General features: G+C 40.7%; 17 protein-coding genes and 1 pseudogene. 3 read left to right on the forward strand and 15 right to left on the reverse strand.

The window, feature by feature from the left end:
* Window positions 1-286 precede the first annotated feature (286 nt).
* The 5 genes from AB5Z12_RS01520 to AB5Z12_RS01540 all read right to left on the reverse strand — a co-directional run bounded on the left by AB5Z12_RS01520 (window position 287) and on the right by AB5Z12_RS01540 (window position 4,388).
* Window positions 287-553, reverse strand: a complete 267-nt coding sequence (locus AB5Z12_RS01520) for a hypothetical protein (RefSeq protein WP_148463375.1) — start codon at window positions 551-553, stop codon at window positions 287-289.
* Window positions 554-794: 241 nt separating this feature from the next.
* Entirely contained in the window at window positions 795-1,010 is a 216-nt protein-coding gene (locus tag AB5Z12_RS01525; RefSeq protein WP_148463376.1) for a response regulator, read from the reverse strand.
* Complete coding sequence (locus AB5Z12_RS01530; RefSeq protein ID WP_148463377.1) at window positions 1,010-2,662, reverse strand: hybrid sensor histidine kinase/response regulator; 1,653 nt, start codon at window positions 2,660-2,662, stop codon at window positions 1,010-1,012. Before AB5Z12_RS01530 ends, AB5Z12_RS01525 begins: the two co-directional genes overlap by 1 nt.
* A gap of 3 nt (window positions 2,663-2,665) precedes the next feature.
* Window positions 2,666-2,863, reverse strand: coding sequence for a hypothetical protein (locus AB5Z12_RS01535; protein ID WP_148463378.1), 198 nt, complete (start codon window positions 2,861-2,863; stop codon window positions 2,666-2,668).
* A gap of 763 nt (window positions 2,864-3,626) precedes the next feature.
* Entirely contained in the window at window positions 3,627-4,388 is a 762-nt protein-coding gene (locus tag AB5Z12_RS01540) for a class I SAM-dependent methyltransferase (protein ID WP_148463379.1), read from the reverse strand.
* A gap of 152 nt (window positions 4,389-4,540) precedes the next feature.
* On the opposite strand from AB5Z12_RS01540, the gene AB5Z12_RS01545 reads away from it, so the two are divergent.
* Complete coding sequence (locus AB5Z12_RS01545; RefSeq protein WP_173736063.1) at window positions 4,541-4,825, forward strand: hypothetical protein; 285 nt, start codon at window positions 4,541-4,543, stop codon at window positions 4,823-4,825.
* A gap of 217 nt (window positions 4,826-5,042) precedes the next feature.
* On the opposite strand, the gene AB5Z12_RS01550 is transcribed toward AB5Z12_RS01545, so the two are convergent.
* From AB5Z12_RS01550 to AB5Z12_RS01590, 9 genes are all read right to left on the reverse strand, one after another.
* Window positions 5,043-6,323: an Ig domain-containing protein gene (locus AB5Z12_RS01550; protein WP_368357245.1), complete on the reverse strand. Its 1,281-nt coding sequence runs from the start codon at window positions 6,321-6,323 to the stop codon at window positions 5,043-5,045.
* 165 nt (window positions 6,324-6,488) lie between these two features.
* Window positions 6,489-7,220, reverse strand: coding sequence for a class I SAM-dependent methyltransferase (locus tag AB5Z12_RS01555; protein WP_195700314.1), 732 nt, complete (start codon window positions 7,218-7,220; stop codon window positions 6,489-6,491).
* Between the two features lie 54 nt (window positions 7,221-7,274).
* Complete coding sequence (locus AB5Z12_RS01560) at window positions 7,275-7,835, reverse strand: NUDIX hydrolase (protein WP_173716756.1); 561 nt, start codon at window positions 7,833-7,835, stop codon at window positions 7,275-7,277.
* Window positions 7,836-7,919: 84 nt separating this feature from the next.
* The gene (locus tag AB5Z12_RS01565) at window positions 7,920-8,222 is read right to left on the reverse strand and encodes a hypothetical protein (RefSeq protein WP_368368536.1); all 303 of its coding nucleotides are present in this window, start codon (window positions 8,220-8,222) and stop codon (window positions 7,920-7,922) included.
* On the reverse strand, window positions 8,182-8,631 hold the full coding sequence (locus AB5Z12_RS01570) for a hypothetical protein (RefSeq protein ID WP_368357244.1): 450 nt from the start codon (window positions 8,629-8,631) through the stop codon (window positions 8,182-8,184). The genes AB5Z12_RS01565 and AB5Z12_RS01570 overlap by 41 nt, the downstream gene beginning before the upstream one ends.
* A 1-nt stretch (window position 8,632) precedes the next feature.
* On the reverse strand, window positions 8,633-10,219 hold the full coding sequence (locus tag AB5Z12_RS01575; RefSeq protein WP_368357243.1) for a DUF6034 family protein: 1,587 nt from the start codon (window positions 10,217-10,219) through the stop codon (window positions 8,633-8,635).
* 172 nt (window positions 10,220-10,391) lie between these two features.
* Entirely contained in the window at window positions 10,392-11,828 is a 1,437-nt protein-coding gene (locus AB5Z12_RS01580) for an ATP-binding protein (protein ID WP_368357242.1), read from the reverse strand.
* Window positions 11,825-12,490, reverse strand: coding sequence for a response regulator transcription factor (locus AB5Z12_RS01585; protein WP_368357241.1), 666 nt, complete (start codon window positions 12,488-12,490; stop codon window positions 11,825-11,827). Before AB5Z12_RS01585 ends, AB5Z12_RS01580 begins: the two co-directional genes overlap by 4 nt.
* A 296-nt stretch (window positions 12,491-12,786) precedes the next feature.
* Window positions 12,787-14,160 carry a sodium-dependent transporter gene (locus AB5Z12_RS01590; protein ID WP_368357240.1) on the reverse strand — a complete coding sequence of 458 codons (1,374 nt, stop codon included), beginning with the start codon at window positions 14,158-14,160 and terminating at the stop codon, window positions 12,787-12,789.
* 368 nt (window positions 14,161-14,528) lie between these two features.
* On the opposite strand from AB5Z12_RS01590, the gene AB5Z12_RS01595 reads away from it, so the two are divergent.
* Both AB5Z12_RS01595 and AB5Z12_RS01600 read left to right on the forward strand, forming a co-directional pair.
* Window positions 14,529-15,050 (forward strand): hypothetical protein, encoded by a 522-nt coding sequence (locus AB5Z12_RS01595; protein ID WP_118583489.1) that lies wholly within the window; start codon window positions 14,529-14,531, stop codon window positions 15,048-15,050.
* A 45-nt stretch (window positions 15,051-15,095) separates the two neighbouring features.
* A pseudogene (locus tag AB5Z12_RS01600) lies at window positions 15,096-15,200 on the forward strand (DUF6783 domain-containing protein); the annotation flags it as partial.
* Between the two features lie 40 nt (window positions 15,201-15,240).
* Here the strand turns inward: AB5Z12_RS01600 and AB5Z12_RS01605 are convergent.
* A complete protein-coding gene (locus AB5Z12_RS01605) occupies window positions 15,241-17,052 on the reverse strand; it encodes a DUF6320 domain-containing protein (protein ID WP_368357239.1) in 1,812 nt (603 codons plus the stop codon).
* Between the last annotated feature and the right edge of the window lie 3 nt (window positions 17,053-17,055).

The following is a 17,055-nucleotide window of genomic DNA, read 5'->3' on the forward strand; positions in this document are numbered from 1 at the left end:
AGAAGGAGCTCTGTGAAGATTTCTCTTCGTTTTAATCTGCCCTTTTGAAATGAGTTTTTAGCAGGATAATATAAATGTGTAATATCTAATCTTAAGTTTATGATGTTGAGTTGAACTGGTGGTTGCTAACTTAGCTGATATTGCAGTATTTTTTATGGGATAAAAAAGTGAATATTATACTACTTTGTAATTATTAACTATTATTTGACACAAGCCATCATTTAACAGCTAAAATTTGACATACTATATTTTATTATACCTACTCATGAATATAAATTCAAGGATATTATTGTGTAAAGAAAAAAGTGTATAAATCTGGAATATCTATAGGCTGCTGTTTTCGCTTTGGCGGTGTCGGCGGAAGGACTTCATTCATATAAGGTCCAATCATAGATACGGTATCTATAACTTCCATCCGGGATCTGATACTTCGATCCGCTGTTTTATCTAGTTCTATCGGAAGAATCACCTCAAAATGGCTTCCTTCTCCCAGTTTGCTCTCTACCTGAATGGTTCCGCCCATCATCTGGATGATATTGTGCGTGATCACCATTCTCTACCAAGTGTTCAAACTCTGTTTCATATTCCATCCATAATAAACTCATTTTCGGTCACTCCTCTTCCAAAACATTTTCATATAAAAAACGTCTTTCCTCAAACAGATGAAAAGACGTTTTTGCTCATATCATTATCTTATCAACAGGCATGGAGATGTTATCATTGGACGCAATAAGAGTGCTGTGCAAATTATATATTTCTCTAAACATGCGTCAATACCTCCTTGCTGACTTTTCTTATATATATTTATAAATGGTCATCTTTACTTTCTCAATATCCAAAGGTTTTGCCAGATGTGCATTCATTCCAACAGCAATACATTTTTCAGCGTCCTCCTGAAAAGCATTTGCTGTCATGGCAATGATTGGAATTGTCTCAGCATCAGGATGTTTCAGTGACCGGATTGTTTTTGTCGCAGTAAGCCCATCCATTACAGGCATCATGATATCCATCAGAATTGCGTCAAAATAACCTTCCGGTTTCTCTGAAACATCCTGACCGCCTGCAGTCCATCTTCTGCAACTGTCAGATTTGCACCTTCATCAGACAACAGAGTTTTCGCAATTTCTGCGTTCAGTTCATTATCCTCCACCAGCAATAAGTTTAATCCACTAATATCCATCTGTGCTGCTGTTTTCTTTACTGTATCTGGTGCGGAAGCAAGTTTAAACGAAATTCTGATAATAAAAGTTGATCCGATTCCTTCTTCGCTTTTTATTTTAATTGTTCCGCCCATTTTTTCAATCAGGCCTTTTACAATCGACATTCCCAGTCCAATTCCCTGTTGTGTACTTCCAGAATCATTCCTTTCCTGCGAAAACGGCTCAAATATATGCTTCAGATATTCCTTACTCATGCCAATGCCTGTATCTGTGATCGTCCATTCATATGTCGTAATTCCATCCACTACTTCTGTATAATCCAACACCGTTATTATCTTGCCGCCAATCCGGTTATACTTAATACAGTTTCCATAAATATTAAGAAAAATCTGTCTCATATGCACCGGACTTCCATAAATAAAAGGATATCGAAGCCCTTCTTTTTTTGAACGGAACTGCATTTGAATTCCTCTGTCTTTTGCCCGCTGTTCTATGATAGTCAGAACATCCTGACTTAATTCATCAAAGTTGATGATTTCCTGCGTTAGCGGTACATTTCCATCTTCGATTTTGCTCATCTGAAGAATATCATTAATAAGTGACAATAGATAATCTGCGGCTACCTGCATTTTTCCGAAATTTTCCAGAACCAATTCACTGTCATCAAAATGCTTCTCAGCAATCTTCAGCAATCCGATAATGCCATTCAGTGGGGTTCTCATATCATGAGACATCCTGGAGAGAAAATCAGACTTGCTTTTATTTGCTTTCTTTTCACTTTCCAATGCAATTGATTTGTGCATGAAGTCATTTTTATCCAGCATGAGATTCCAATGTTCAATGGTTCCGTCTTCCTTTATTACTTTCTGTCCACGATCTTCGATGTATTTGTATGTGCCGTCCTTACAGCGTATCCGGTAAATAGTAGCATAATGATCGGAATGCGTATATTGATTTAATGCATCTGCAAGTCCGACCTTTACGTCATCTGGATGAGCAAGACCGATAATATTACCGCCAGAAGCGTCCATCAGTTCCTTCGGTGTTGCGTAACCGAGCATATTTGCAAATTGTTCTGAAACATATTTAAAAGAATATTCCGGGTCATCATTACTGATTTTGACACCGCCAGGGATGGATACGGTAAATAACTCCAGCTGACTTTGCAGTTTCTTCGTTAATTCCTCGATCATAGCCGTATGCTTTTTCTCTTCTTCCAGAAGCTTCGCATACTCTCTGTTTGATTTTTCCAGTGCCCTCTCTTTTTCCTCTAAGCGATAATGTTCTGTACGGTCAAGAACATAATTGACTGCAATGATATCTCCGGTTTCTTCTTCCCGGTACAGGGCCATGTGATCTTCTGCAAGCATGGGCTCAAAAGTAGCAGTCCTGGTCCAATATCGGAATGATATATGCCGTTCACCATTTTCAAAACGCTTTAACAGTCGTTCTCTGTCAAACTCGTGCAGAAAATCTTGAAGACCTTCTTCAGGTATGGTCAATGCCTATGCATCCACCAGACTCTGTAAGCTTGAATTTTCCGGCAAACCTAATTGTTCATTCAGATTATATTTTTTTCCATTAACTACCTGATACATGGAACCACGTACAATATTCTTTGTGAGATTGATCACGCAGTATCCATCGGCAATAGCAAATACCGACTCTTCCAAAAAACGGTTATTAATCATATCCTGACTCATACTTGTTTATCTCCCTGTAAATTCTCTGATACAGATTATATCCTTATCCAAATATATCCGTCAACAAAGAGTTTTTACATTGTAGAATGAAAATTTACACGCTCATCAGTAGTATTTGCAGGATTTAAAAAACAGGAACATTTCATAAATTTCTCAGCTATATGGCAAGCCGAGAAGTCGGGAAAATAGCAATTCAGTAAATGTACTGAAAAAGAGTGGGGTGAGTGGGGATAGTTGCCAATATGGGGATGTTGGGGTAAAAGAAAAGCCATGGTTCGTGCCATGACCTTTCAAAAGAACATTTAATTTCCGCTTGCAACTCCGGCAAGTTTTACTGTCACATCATAAGTAGACGAATCATCTTCAACAGATTTTCCGTTGACGCAATCAGCGTCTGTTCCTTCCATCCAGATATACACATGAACGGCAATTCCATCATATCCTACATTTGTTGTATTTTTCTATTTTATAATGTCAAAATACCCGATAATTCCTATGCATACGTCTTTCTTCATAGGCGACCACAGCGTATGCAATTTCAGTTTATACATCTGACTATTATTTTCCAACGTCGCTTTTATCTGCACAGAGATTTCTTTATTTTGTACAGATGTCTGGTGTAACAAAACCCGAATAGATGCAGAAGATTCTTTAGAGCTGTAATTACATTTATAAATATGCCCCCGAATCCTATCTAAATATTAGGACATTTCAAGAAAAGCAGGAACTCTTCAAAGGAGTTTCCTGCTTATTTTTATTACCATTATTTTTTTACACCAATTAGTAATAGCCATCTATGATCAAACATGATTTGTGAATCTTTATTATATGGTGAAAAACCGGTTTTTCTACCGCCTTCTAATTCAGCTTTCATCAAATTTGTTATCTCTTCTTGCACATCTTCCGAAGTATCAGTCAGTTCCATCCAACTTTTTAGATTCACCGGCACCAGAGTAGTTTCTTCGCATTGCAGTGCAAAATCTTTCTTGAACATTTCTTCAAATTCTTCCCTGCTGAGGATTCTGGTATGAGAAGGATCACGCATATTTTCAATCTTATCATCAATTTCTCGTAAAGGCTCCTCGGCAGCTTCCATATCCCAGACCACCATCTTTCCCCCTTTTTTCAAGACACGTTTCATCTCTTCAAAAGGTTTCTCAGGATTGTCAAAATGATGGAAAGAAAGCCTTGTGATCACCAGGTCAAAGGTTTCGGGTTCGTATGGAAGTTTTTCGGCATTACCACTTTGAAAGTAAATATTTTCTATATGACTTTCTTCGGCAAGTCTGATTCCCTGTGCCAGCATTTCTTCCGTCATATCCAGACAGGTAATATCCTTTACATAAGGAGCCAGAGCCCTGCCACAAATACAGGTCCCGGCAGCTACTTCTAATGCATGTTCTTCTCCTGTTGCTGCGATTTTCTGAATCAGATAGTCTGTATATTCCACTTTTGACATATGATATGCTACAAATTTTTCAGCCTGTTTTTTGAATGACTGTCTGACTATATCATTATGATTCATTTCAAACGCCTCCTATCCTGTTCTTTGTTTTCTTATAATACCATAAAAACGGGATAAATGACTTAATATACAATATAAAATATATTATATTTAAAAAGAATATGTTAAAGCACAGTTTAGGTCCAATAAAATACTGAACGGAGGAATATAAAATGGGTGATGCAAGTATTATTGCAAGACTGCTTGCTAATGGTCATGTTCAATACGGCTGGAGTGGAAATGGAGGGTATTTTAGCATGGGAGGAATTAGATTGCTATTATGGTATCAAGAGCCTAAAAATGTAGAATATCTATTTTCACTTGGGCAGACATCATTAATCGGAAAGATTGGAAGTGAAAAAGGCGGTTTTAACTGGTATGAAACTCATTGCCCTACAGGAGAGCCGTTCTGGCTAGCTAATACGGAAAGAATGATTTTTAGTAGAATAGTTCTATAAGCAACTGCTGATGATCGTCACAAGTTGTTTTTGGGGAGTCCGTGGCAGTAGTTTGGGAAGCTGCTGTCAAAGTGTCCAAAAAGATTTCTCTTAGTATACTGTCACCCCCAGTGGTTACAGATATAATTTTTATAAAATACATTAAGGGCAGACACCAAAAACCGAGGTCTTTGATGTCTGCCCTCTTGTAATTAGAATGAATCACCTGAAGACATATTTAGAATGGATTACTTGAAGCCGGGGCTTTTATTGAAGTGATCAGATCCATCCATTTATACATATACCAGTTTCCGTCCTTAGATGATTTATAAACATTGATCCATTTACCACTGTCAGAAGCCTTGCAATAGATAAAGGCTCTATACTGATCAGGAGATGGTATGGAAGGATTTGCCGGAATGTATATCTGATCTTCATCTACTAAAGAATCCTGAGTTAATGTAATTGAATAAGGCTGTGAAGGTGTGTAGTCATTCGCCGGAGTTGCACCATTTAAGAATGCATTTCCAAGATAGAGATACTGTTTACTCTTTTTCATTTGCTCTGCTAATCTCTGCTTCTCATAAACAGATAACTGCTTATTGCATAAATATCCGATCATTTCTTCGCAATCTGTCTGATTTTCCGGTTTCCAGGTCCGAAGTGACATGACATAAAGAGCGAGCACCTTATATCTCCCATCATCACCGCTGATGTTATACTGCTTCAATTCTTCCACGTTTGTTGGAATTGTGCTGAAAGTATAGGTATAAGTATTCAGAGGAATCTCGATCACTACAGATTCGCCAGCTTCATTCTTGACTGACCGCTGCCCTTTTATAACTGCTTTCGAAAGAACTGGTTCAGTTTGAGGCTTTGTTTCCATGGTAACTGTAACTGTGCATGTAAGAACAATCCCTGCATCTACTTTGATTTCTGTTGTTCCAACATTAATTGCATGTACCTTTCCCTGACTGTCTACCTCTGCAATATTCTTGTTTGAACTGGTCCATACGGGCAGATGCTTAGGATCCTGTACGCTAAGCTGATAATATTCACCTTTACGCATGCTTAAAGATGTTGCACTTAGTACTGGTGTTTTTGCTGGAGCTGTGGTAGGTGTTGCTGTAGGCTCTGCCGGCGGATTTACCGGAGCAGAAGGTGTTGTAGGTGCTGGCTTTGCAGGTGCTTTTTTACTCTTAACAGTAACCTTACACTTGTATGTTTTTTTGCCAACTTTAGCTTTAATATATGCAGTTCCTTTTTTCTTTGCTGTAACGACACCCTTTTTATTGACAGTTGCCACTGATTTCTTTGTGGAGGACCATTTCACTTTCTTTTTTGTGCCTTTTACCTTTAAACGGTATTTCTTGCCCTGGGTCAAGGTAAGCTTTGTTTTGTTCAGTTTGATCTTCGCGGCACTTACAGATGTGGTATCCACTGCCAGACACATTACTACAAGTAAGAAGGTAGTAAGCAGTACGCTGGCTTTTTTTAATGATTTTTTACCATTTCTCATAAGCATTTTCTCCTTTCTTATAAGCAATACTGTCCTTTTTATTCTTATTATACATAGTTGCTTCTAATTTGCACTAGCACTTCTGACAGTAATCGAAAAGGATTATAAAAATGCTGCTATGCATATATCATTTATTCATCTGCCTGCTCTGCTAATTTATTTCCTCTACAACGTATAACAATCATATCGAATCGCTTTTCCGCTTAACGTATAAGAAGGCTTCCTTCCTGCCAGAAAATCACTTTTCAGCGGTCGTTTTACAATGATCTTATCCGGGTCTGCGCTGATAGCGGCGTCGAAAAGGTCGGTCTCTTGGGAGCATGGGGGCTCCAGCTTCTGGATGAGCTGCAGTTTTTTGTTGATCAGGCTGGACTTTTGTCTTGCGGGGAACATGGGATCCAGGTATATGACGTCTACAGGATCCAGGAGTGCGGGCATTAATTCCACGCTGTTGCCTTCTGTCAGTTTCATGCGGGCAGCGATCTCTTTCAATATGGGATGCTTCTTTGCCCGGCGCAGGGCATCCTTCAAAAGAACAGCAATCACTGGATTCTGCTCATACAGAGTTACCTCATACCCCTGGGCAGCCAGAAGAAATCCATCCTCTCCCATACCTGCTGTGGCATCTATCGCCTTACGCCCTGGCTTTTCTGATTTGGAAGCCCGTACCAGCATTTCATGCTGTAATCTTCCGTTGGTCACCCGGTGAAGCATATTTTCGAAATCTCCCTGATAAGCCAGACCATATCCGGTTAAAGAAACACCTTTGGAATTAAAAAGCACCGTCAGGTGCTCTCCCGGCTTTTCAGAGATTGGGGTATTTGTGCGCCTGGAAAAAGCTTCAGCCATATCTCTTGCGCCACCTTTTTCAAGGCAAACTACAATTTTCTCACTCATGTTCTCTTCTCTTTCTTTGTATAATATAAGTATTATAATTGTTGGCTTCTTTCATTACATTTTCTCAATCAGCTTGGAGTACACATGTTCTACAAACCATGGTTCTGTAGATTTCTTCAGCGCTTCTTCAGGGGAAAACCAGGCGACACCACTGTTCTCGTCGGCTTTTATGGAGACAGCTTCCTCAAAATCTGCTTCCAGCAGATATGTTACATTCAGATGTAAATGGCTGGACACATATTTGCCCTTTTTCACATGTCCATCTACTGTAAGGGATTCCAAAGAAAAAATCTCCTCAGATACAGGACAGACATGGGAAATCCCCGCTTCCTCTTTCACTTCCCGAAGGGCAACTGCAAGTAAATCCGTTTCTCCGTCCGCATGCCCTCCCAGCCAGGACCAGGAATTATAAATATTGTGATAGACCATGAGAATTTTGCTTTTATCCTGATTTACCACCCAGGCAGAAGCAGTCATATGTGCTACCGTGTTTTCTCTGGAAAAAGCATTGGTATTATTTCTGATCCAGTTCAGAATAAGCTGCTTATCCGTCTCTTCTTGTTCATTGAACGGGGTATAATGCTCAATTTGGTTAAGTAGTTCCTGTCTGTTCATTATAGAGTGCTCCTTTTTATTGGTCTTGTACAATAGTATAACATAAGCAGATATTTATTTACACCTGAAAAGGAAGTATCTTTGTTATTCAAAATGCTGTTTAGCGTTTTCAAGATTGGTCTTTCCCTTTATCTTTAGCAACACCTTTGTTACAGTCAGCGCAGTGCCAGATTCGCTGCACAGAATTTTTGCCTGGGAGAGAGGGCTATAGATCTGATCATCTTCTCCGGGGAGTATTGCAACAACTTTACAAGGAAGACTGGACATTGGTGAAATATTATTCCCGGGACTGTCCATAGCCGTGAAACTACTGTCGGAAATGGAACTGCTGTATTCAGTAGAACTTTTATTTGAATCGATACTGTCTAAGCAGTGCTGCTGTGTCACTCCACAGATTGCCTGGATAGCTGTCCTTCATGCACAGCACAGAAGTAAACAAAAGCATAAAACATGTATATAAAATCGTTACGAATGTAATATAGACAAACTGGCCTAAGAGCCATTTCTTCTTGGTGTTACGGATCAGCTGATAAGGAGTGACTGGTGTCATTTTCGGCAGGTCGGAGAACAGCAAAAGCAAAAGCATGGAACTTAGAAGCACTGCTGTTCCATCCCCGAAGGTCCACAGGAAAGGTTCAATTGCCTGTACAGGCGTATTGTAGTTATCCATAACAACCATGATTCTTCCTGTAAGCAGAAAACTGAGCACAAATTCCAGAAAGAGGGTAAAAATCACTTTGGGATTACGGAAAAAGCCGAAGAAATTGTAGCGTACAATTCCAAGTGTCTGCTTCATATCAGTATCCCAGACTACGGTCTATAATACTTCCGTCTACTGCATTGATGGTAAGAAAGCTCCAGGTAGGCCAATCTGTCGTATCTGAGTAGGTTTCGCCATCATATTCGGAGTCAATCTTGCGGGATCCGAAGAAATCCCAGACAGGAACCAGAAGACCGGTATGGGCATCTGTGGATGGCTCATAAATTCTGGCATAGCCAAGAACGATACGGTCAATATTGAATACCCTGGAATTTTCATAGGTAAGGTTGTCCGCGTTGGTGACGATCATCATTTTTTCGTAGATATTCATGATCTCGCTGAATGGAAGCAGGCTTAAATTCTCAGTCTTAGTTTCTCCGATGGTGTATGGATTGCAATAAGTCATGCTGTCGATTCCGTCTGCATTTACATAAAAATAAAGGTTTTCGTAAGCCCAGGTTTCCATAGTACTGTCCATGTCTTCAAGCGCTCCACCTGCATCCATGGTATAGGTAAGCGGAGTTCCATTTATGGTACGGCTGTAGTAGATAACATAACCACTTCCGAGATAACTGGAGTTATCATCTGTTCCAATGGACGTCTGAATCGCATAATCCCATCCGCATTGGTTTAAATCGTCAAGGCCCATGGCATCTGCTTTTTCCTGGGCTAATTTCTTCGCGTCATCCAACGAAATTCCAATAGATTTTTCGGTAGGTTTTTCATATGGACTGCTGCTGGAATAATCGGACCAGACAGCGTCAGAAGGGATTTCTTTACCGTCTTTTTGGGCTATCTTCTGGATTCTTACTTCCAAAGAATAGGCTCCCCAGGAAGAGGTACGATAAGAATATTGGGAGCCGTCATCTAACTGGGCGATACCGGTAAAAGCATTGTCTTCCATAACTTCACCAGTATTGCTGTATGTCTGCACTCCCACGGCAGGTCTTCCTTCTACCAGATTTCTCGTTTCAGGTGCAGATTCATACTGGCTTTCCCTATAATCAATGTCATCGTAAATATCATATACGAGATTGCCATTATCATCGGTTCCCCAATTATTGGGATCCAGATTACCGTTGGCAACATCTTTTTTTAATTCATCGATTTTTTTCTTGATCTCATCCTTTGTCTGTACATAATAGCTGTCTGCAGTGTAAATCTTCGCATTTGAGAAAAAGGCATCCGTGATACCATCAAGAAGATCCTGTGTGACTGCAGCTGGTGTAACAGAAATTGCAGATATCTTTTCCACATCTGGTATTTCTACAGCTGCATCCGTATTTACCACAAGCTTAGACGTGTCGTCTGTTACCTGACTTTTGTAAGTCTCAGGCGCATTGATCAGGTCGCGGATAGTGGTTCTGGCAGCTGAGGCATTATCCGGGTGAACGTCAGTGGAGGCAGCAGTATCACTTGTACCAGTACTTTCAGAAGCAGTTGTCTGATCAGCGGAAGAGGCATTTCCTGCCATATTGACATCCTTGTCATCCGCTTCTTTGTAAGAATCCAGTGCTTTATTTCCCTTCTGCCTTACAAGGGAAGATTCTGGTGTCTGTGCACATCCCGCTAACATTCCCATGCAAAGAGTAAGTCCGATTATTCTTTCTATATTCTTTCTCATTTGTGTGAAGTCTCCCTTTCGATGTTTGAACATAACCGGAGACCCAGGGGAACGGGTGTTTGATATTGCTCATAGTAATCATCCGGTTATGTTCTGATATAGATTATAGTACTTGGAATTACACCAAATCTTCCGTAAATTGTAACTGAATTGTAATCTGGAAAGAAATTCGTTACCATTTAATGAATACACAGGTTCCCTTTCCTATTTCACTTTCAATTTTCAACTGAAATCCATGTATATCTGCGATTTTTTTACAAAGTGCAAGTCCAAGTCCCACACTTCCATTGGCCCGGGAACGGGATTTGTCAACCATATAAAATGCCTCTGTCACTTTATCAAGATCTTCAGCCGGGATTCCTTTGCCAAAATCCCGGACCATCAGTTTCTCAGCCGTTGCTTCCAGTATGAGTCTGGAATTGTCCGCGGAGGCTTTTACTGCGTTGTCAATAAAATTGTTTACCAGACTTAACATAAGATCTTTGTCAAAGTTTTTCTTCAGATCAGCAGGTTCACACTGAAGTTCCAGACAGATATTCTTCTCCTTCAGACGGCAGAGGTTAAGCTGTCTGGAATCCTCCAGAAAAGCTTTCACTGAATTTTCTGTTGGGGCAAATCGTGCCTCCCCAGTTTCATATAATCCGGTAAGTTCCAGCATTTTTACCGAAAGTCGGGACAGCCTGCGGCATTCACTGGAAATATAGGAGAGAGCTCTCTCCTGCTGCTGTCTTTGCAGGCGCACTGTGAGAAGGGTATCTGCATATCCCAGGATAGAGGTCATAGGTGTTTTCAGCTCGTGGGCAAGACTTCCCATTAACTGTCGTTGTGTATGGTTTATAGTGGAAAGGCATTCAATCTGCTCTTTTACCTTGGAGGACATCTGATTAAAGCATTTGCCAACCTGCGCCAGTTCCGTATCTCCTTCTGCTGGAACTTGTATATCATATTTGCCTTCAGATACAGAAACCGCAGCTTTCCTTAATTTTGTAAGGGGTGCCATAATTTTCCGCAGGCTGAAAAAGAGAATTGTTCCGGTTAACAGAAGAAGAACCAGCGTCAACATACCCGCCTGATAAAAAAGGATCCTGTTACTCTCCAGAACATCAGAAACATCTTTATAAGTGACAATCTGATAATTCAGATTTGTAGTTGACTCTGTGGAGGAATAAAAAAAAAGCAACAGTGTTTTACCGTCGGCTTTGCTGATAAGGGGATCACAGATATAAGTATCCGCGTCATACCATTTTCCGTGTAATTCCACTTCTCCCAGTTGCTCCTGGATTCCCTGAACATCGAAGGCATAGGCGGTACCGTTGTAAAGTTCTTCGCCATTCTGATATAGAACAGCATTGTCATGGAAAATCTGTCGGAAAGCGTAGATCAGAATTCGGTTTCGGACTTTCTCATCGGAATTAGCGGACTGACTGCTTGTAAGTCTTAATTTCTCTTCAAATTGTAAAAGATTATTCTGAAATTTGGTATATTCATAGTTATTGATATACTGAATACTCTGATTCTTCCAGCGATATGAAGTATAGAAAAAAACAGCGGAGGATAAAATCAGGATCATGCAGGCCACCTGTAAAAAGATTTTTGTAAAAAGCTTCAAAATTCCACCTCCAGTCGGTATCCAATACGGGGAATGGTTTTGATCCTGTCCTGCCAGCCCAGCTTCTTGCGGATACGTCCCACATGTGCATCTACTGTCCTTGTTTCTCCTTCGAATTCCACGCCCCAGAGGCCGGCCAGAAGCTGCTCTCTTGTAAGAGCTTTATTGGGATTGCGGACGAACATCATAAGGCAGTTGTATTCCATTGGTTTCAAGTAAATTTCCTCTCCATTTCTGGTAACGGTATGGCTTATGGTGTCTATGGTAATATCGTCAATCTGTATCTGCTCCTGTATATTTCCGTGACGTTCCAGTACTTTCTCCAGGCGGACCATTACTTCCAGCATCTCGAAGGGCTTTACTATATAGTCTTCGGCACCTTCTTTAAGGCCTTTTACTTTGCTTGCGATGTCGGCCCTGGCGGTGAGAAAAATGACGGGAATGCCGTAGTGGTTTAGTTCTGGTAAAAGGGTATATCCATCTTTTCCAGGGAGCATAATGTCTACAAGGGCGCACTGGAAATCATGATCCCAGGCAATTCCTTCGCTGGCGTCATTGCCGTCCAGGTAGCTTACGGTCTGGTAGCCGGTGACTTCCAGGTTCATGCAGAGTAAGTTATTGATTGCTGGTTCATCTTCTATTACAAGTATTCTGGCTTTCATTTCGGGTCCTTTCTTGTATACTCTGAAAAATAATCTTTATTCGATGTACTGGTTCTATTATACATGTTTTGGTAGTGATAAATGTAACCATATTGTAAAAAGCAGATATAGGGAAAAGTTGTGTGCGTTATTGATGGAAATGTGGCAGACTTCAAAGCTTTGTAGATATGGAGGCAGTTCCTTATACAATCGCCCCACCTGAGATGGGTGGGGCGATTAAAAAATTATTGTATTTATTCAGCAGGTATTATTTCGCGAAGTGGTAACTGAGAAGGTACAGAGCAGTTACAAATCATTTACATGGAAATCAGTCCAAATGCATTTGCTACAGAGCTAAGCAGGATAATTGCTGCAAATATCGGGCAGAGGTATTTGATCATAAAGTTAAAAATCTTTTTCCTGCGGAAAGTTCCGCCTTCAGCTACTACTTCCTCCTCAATCTTTTCCACTCCCACTTTTCTGGAAATTAAAAGACAGGTTGCAAGTGCGGCAATTGGCATCATTACAGAATTGGTGAGGAAATCAAAGAAATCCAGAAACTGCATTCCAATGATTTTTACAAAGCCAAGCGGTCCATATCCAAGGGAAGAAAGAGTTCCAAGAAGAATCATGATCACACCAACAATAACGGTTGCTTTCTTTCTGTGCCATCTCAGTTCGTCCTGGAAGGTAGATACAGCGCTCTCCGTCAGGGCAATAGAGCTGGTAAGAGCTGCGCACAGCACCAGTACAAAGAACAGAATCCCAATGGGAGTTCCCAACCCCATACTGGCAAATACCTTGGGAATGGTGATGAACATAAGCGCCGGTCCTGCCTGTAAAGTATCCGGATCTCCACCGGAGAATGCAAACACAGCCGGAATGATCATCAGACCTGCCATAATGGCAATTGCAGTGTCAAACACTTCTACATTCTTGGTGGAACCTTCGATAGATACGTCCTTTTTCATATAAGAGCCAAAGGTTACCAGAATTCCCATGGCAATAGACAGGGAATAAAACATCTGACCCATGGCGGCTACCACTGTCATCCAGGAGAAATTCTCAATATTTGGTACCAGGAAATATTTCACTCCTGCAAGGGCACCTGGTCTTGTAACAGAGTAAACAGTAATAAGCACAGATAAAAATACCAGAACCGGCATCATAAATTTGGAAACGCGCTCTACTCCGTTTCGGACTCCTGCATAAATGATTGCAACTGTTAAAATTGCAAAAATAAGGAAACAGACCTCTGTGGAGGTACCATTCGAAATAAACTCAGAAAAATATCCGTCTTCTGCCAGCTTCTGGCTGTTACCTTTTATATATTCGATCAGATATTTGATAACCCATCCGCCGATAACAGAATAGTATGGCACGATCAGGACTGGAATGATAGCATTGATCCAGCCACCAAAGGACAGCCATTTAGACTTGCCAAATTTTCCAAAAGCACCTACCGGGCTTTTTCTTGTCATTCGGCCAAGGGCGGTTTCGGCGACAATCATGGAGTAGCCAAAAGTAAGTGCCAGAATAATGTAAATCAGTAAAAAAATTCCACCGCCGTATTTTGCCGCAAGGTAAGGAAATCGCCATATATTTCCCAGTCCGACGGAAGCTCCGGCAGCAGACAGTACAAATCCCAGTTTACCGGAAAAAGTACTTCGTTCATGATGATGTTTTTCCATAAATTTTTCCTTCCAAATTCGTAAAATTTGTTTTTGCTTTTTACAAACTCCAACTCTTATGATGATAACATGGTTTTGTGTTAAAGGCAAACAATATATAAAATATTACTGTTCACTCCGTGAGCAGTAACCGCTCCGCGATGCACAGAAATCATGCATTCGCATGATTTCGCGCCGCAATTCTCGGGTTTTCCGTGAACTTTGTTCACAAAAAACACCTCGCGGAATGTTACCAATGAACAGTAACTATAAAATAATAACAATAACAAATAATACAAAAACGAAGGAGAAATTATTGATTTTAACAAAATAAGATCTTATAATTAAGATTATCAATTAACATATATATGTTATGGAGGGTGCGGATTATGAATGAAGAATTGTTTAACGAAGCAACGAAATCAAATGTTCTCACAAAGAAACTGATCGACCAGCTTTTGGAGAGCATGACCTACAGCAGCATTTCCTTTATCAACTGGACCATTGAGACTTTGTCTCTGATCAAGGCGCGTCTGCAGCGCGGAGACCGGATTACAGACGAAGTCAGCGGAGAGGTTTATACCTTATACTCTTTCCAGCAGTTTGTGGAGAAGAATTTTTCTACTTATATAGCAAGCCAGGTATTTAAAGAGACTTCTAAGCCGGAGAAAATTTACTTCTCTCTGAAACCGTGTGAAGAGGGATACAGTCTGGTTGCTGCTGATTCTGACAGTAATAAAACCTACTCCTGGATCTCAAGCCTGAGTAAACGTTTCTCATTGGTAGAAATGATCGCCACAGGAATTGTATATGTGAAAGATACACGTACGAATACTTATCAGCCATTTATTTCCGGAAATGGCAAATATTGTAAGTATGATAAAGAGAAGGGAATTCTTGTAGAAATTTAATTATATTAACTTCCAGAGCGTATTTGAAAAGGGCTTTCTGCAAAAACTCCCGCAAAGTGGGGCGTGCAGATTGCGGGAATGATTTATCAAATACGCTTTAGGTTATCAGACATAACAGACGGACACAGATTGCAAGGACTGTTTAACTGAAATTTCAGCAAAGAAGTCCTTGCAATCTGTGTCCACTTTATTACATTCTAAGTTTTTTATGAAACTCCCGGATAGTATCATTGCTGCTAAAAATAAACATTCCTGCAAATACCAGCAGGCTGATTCCTGTGCATACCACAGATGGGTATGGGAAACGGATCAGGTGAAGCAACATAAGGATCAGCGGTACCAGACCAGCAAAAGCAGCCTGAACAAGGTAAAACAGATACTCTTCTTTTTCCAGCTTTTGTACTTTTACGATCACAGGTATAGAGCCAAGCACTGCAAGAGCGCCAAATGGGAGGACAAAATCCAGAGACCAGCCATGCCATCCGGTATATTTGTCCCACAGAACCGCGATAACAGTTACCAGGATCAACTGTATGATCTCGTTTTTTAAGATATTCCTCCATTTGGCATAAGCAACTGCTACGATCAGCCATCCGCAAAGACAGCCAGCTGCGGCGAACCAGAACCAGTCCAATTTTTCCCGTGTAAGGTAATTGATCATGCCGCAGAGAATTGCAGCTGCAATGCAGACAAAATTGAAAACCTGCACGATTCTCTGCTCCTCCTTTTTCTCTTTCAGGGAACAGCCGGGGAAATTATTGGTTTTTTCTGTATAAGGAATTTCTTCTTTTTTCAGCATGTTCAGAAAATTTCGCTGAATATTATCCTTGGGAAGCTTGGAAGTAAATCCAAGAACCATTTCGTTTTCGTAAGAACAGGAACAAAGCTGCATGGAGTTGGTGCTTGCGAAAATTCCGAAACGGTCAATGTACTGGTTATACTCCTTTGGAAAACGAAGAATCCCAATATTGGAATAAACAGCCGTAATGCTTTTGGAGCCCAGGTTTGCTCCCAGCATAAGGAAATATTTTTTTATTTCCAGGGGAACTGCACGGATGATCGGATTTTTTTCCAGGCGGACATAGCTATTCATATGTCTGGCAATTTTCTCTTCTACCAGTTCCGCGGCAAACTGCTCTTTCACGTGAGCCAGAATTTCTGTAAAATCAGAAGTTTGGGAAAAATCATGTCCCACTTCTATCCAGCCAAAAAAATTTGCCATAGACTGTGAGGGAAAATAATTCCGCAGATTTACAGGAACCATAAGGGCAATGGGGCGATTTTGCCTGCTCTTGGGAATTTCCTCATGGATGGAACAAAGAAACATGGCTGTGATCAGAATGGTTATGGAGACACCATATTCTTTTGCTTTTGCATGAAGCTCTTTTACCGGAAGTACAATCTCTGTAATGTGCATATCCTCATGAAGCAGCCGTTCTCCCGGAAGTCTGACAGCGCGAGTTTTTTTCTCAGAATTTCCGGGAATATCTGAGGAATAATACTGGGAAAAGCTATCCTCCTCTTGATCACCGGGGGTGCTTGTATCCTTGACTGGCAGAGATGGCAGATTTTGTTCCGGGTGAGCCTTCTTCAGATAATTGATTACCAGTTCCTGAAGAAAATGCATTGCCCCGGTACCATCTGTCAGCGCATGGAAAACTTCAAAATTGATCCTTTTTTCATAATAGCTGACCTGAAAAAGAAGATTCTTTTTGTCTGGAACATACAGCCTGCTGCATGGAGGCTTCTTCTCTTCCTTTACAATTGGACGAATATCCCTGTGTTCCAGGTAGAACCAGAATAATCCTTTTCGGAGAACCATCTGAAACAGAGGATATTTTTCCATGGTTTTTTCAAGAGCGGTCTGGAGAAGCTCCGGTTTTACATTTTCCTTTAGTTCACAGTAAAAACGAAATACTCTGGTATCATTTTTGCCAGTTACCAGAGGAAAAGCAAGGGCCGCGTTATCCAGTTTTCTCCAGTTCGAATATCCTTCTTTCAATTT

The organism is Ruminococcus sp. RTP21358st1_G6_RTP21358_211008 (genome assembly GCF_040908885.1).
Classification (GTDB): domain Bacteria; phylum Bacillota; class Clostridia; order Lachnospirales; family Lachnospiraceae; genus Blautia_A; species Blautia_A faecis.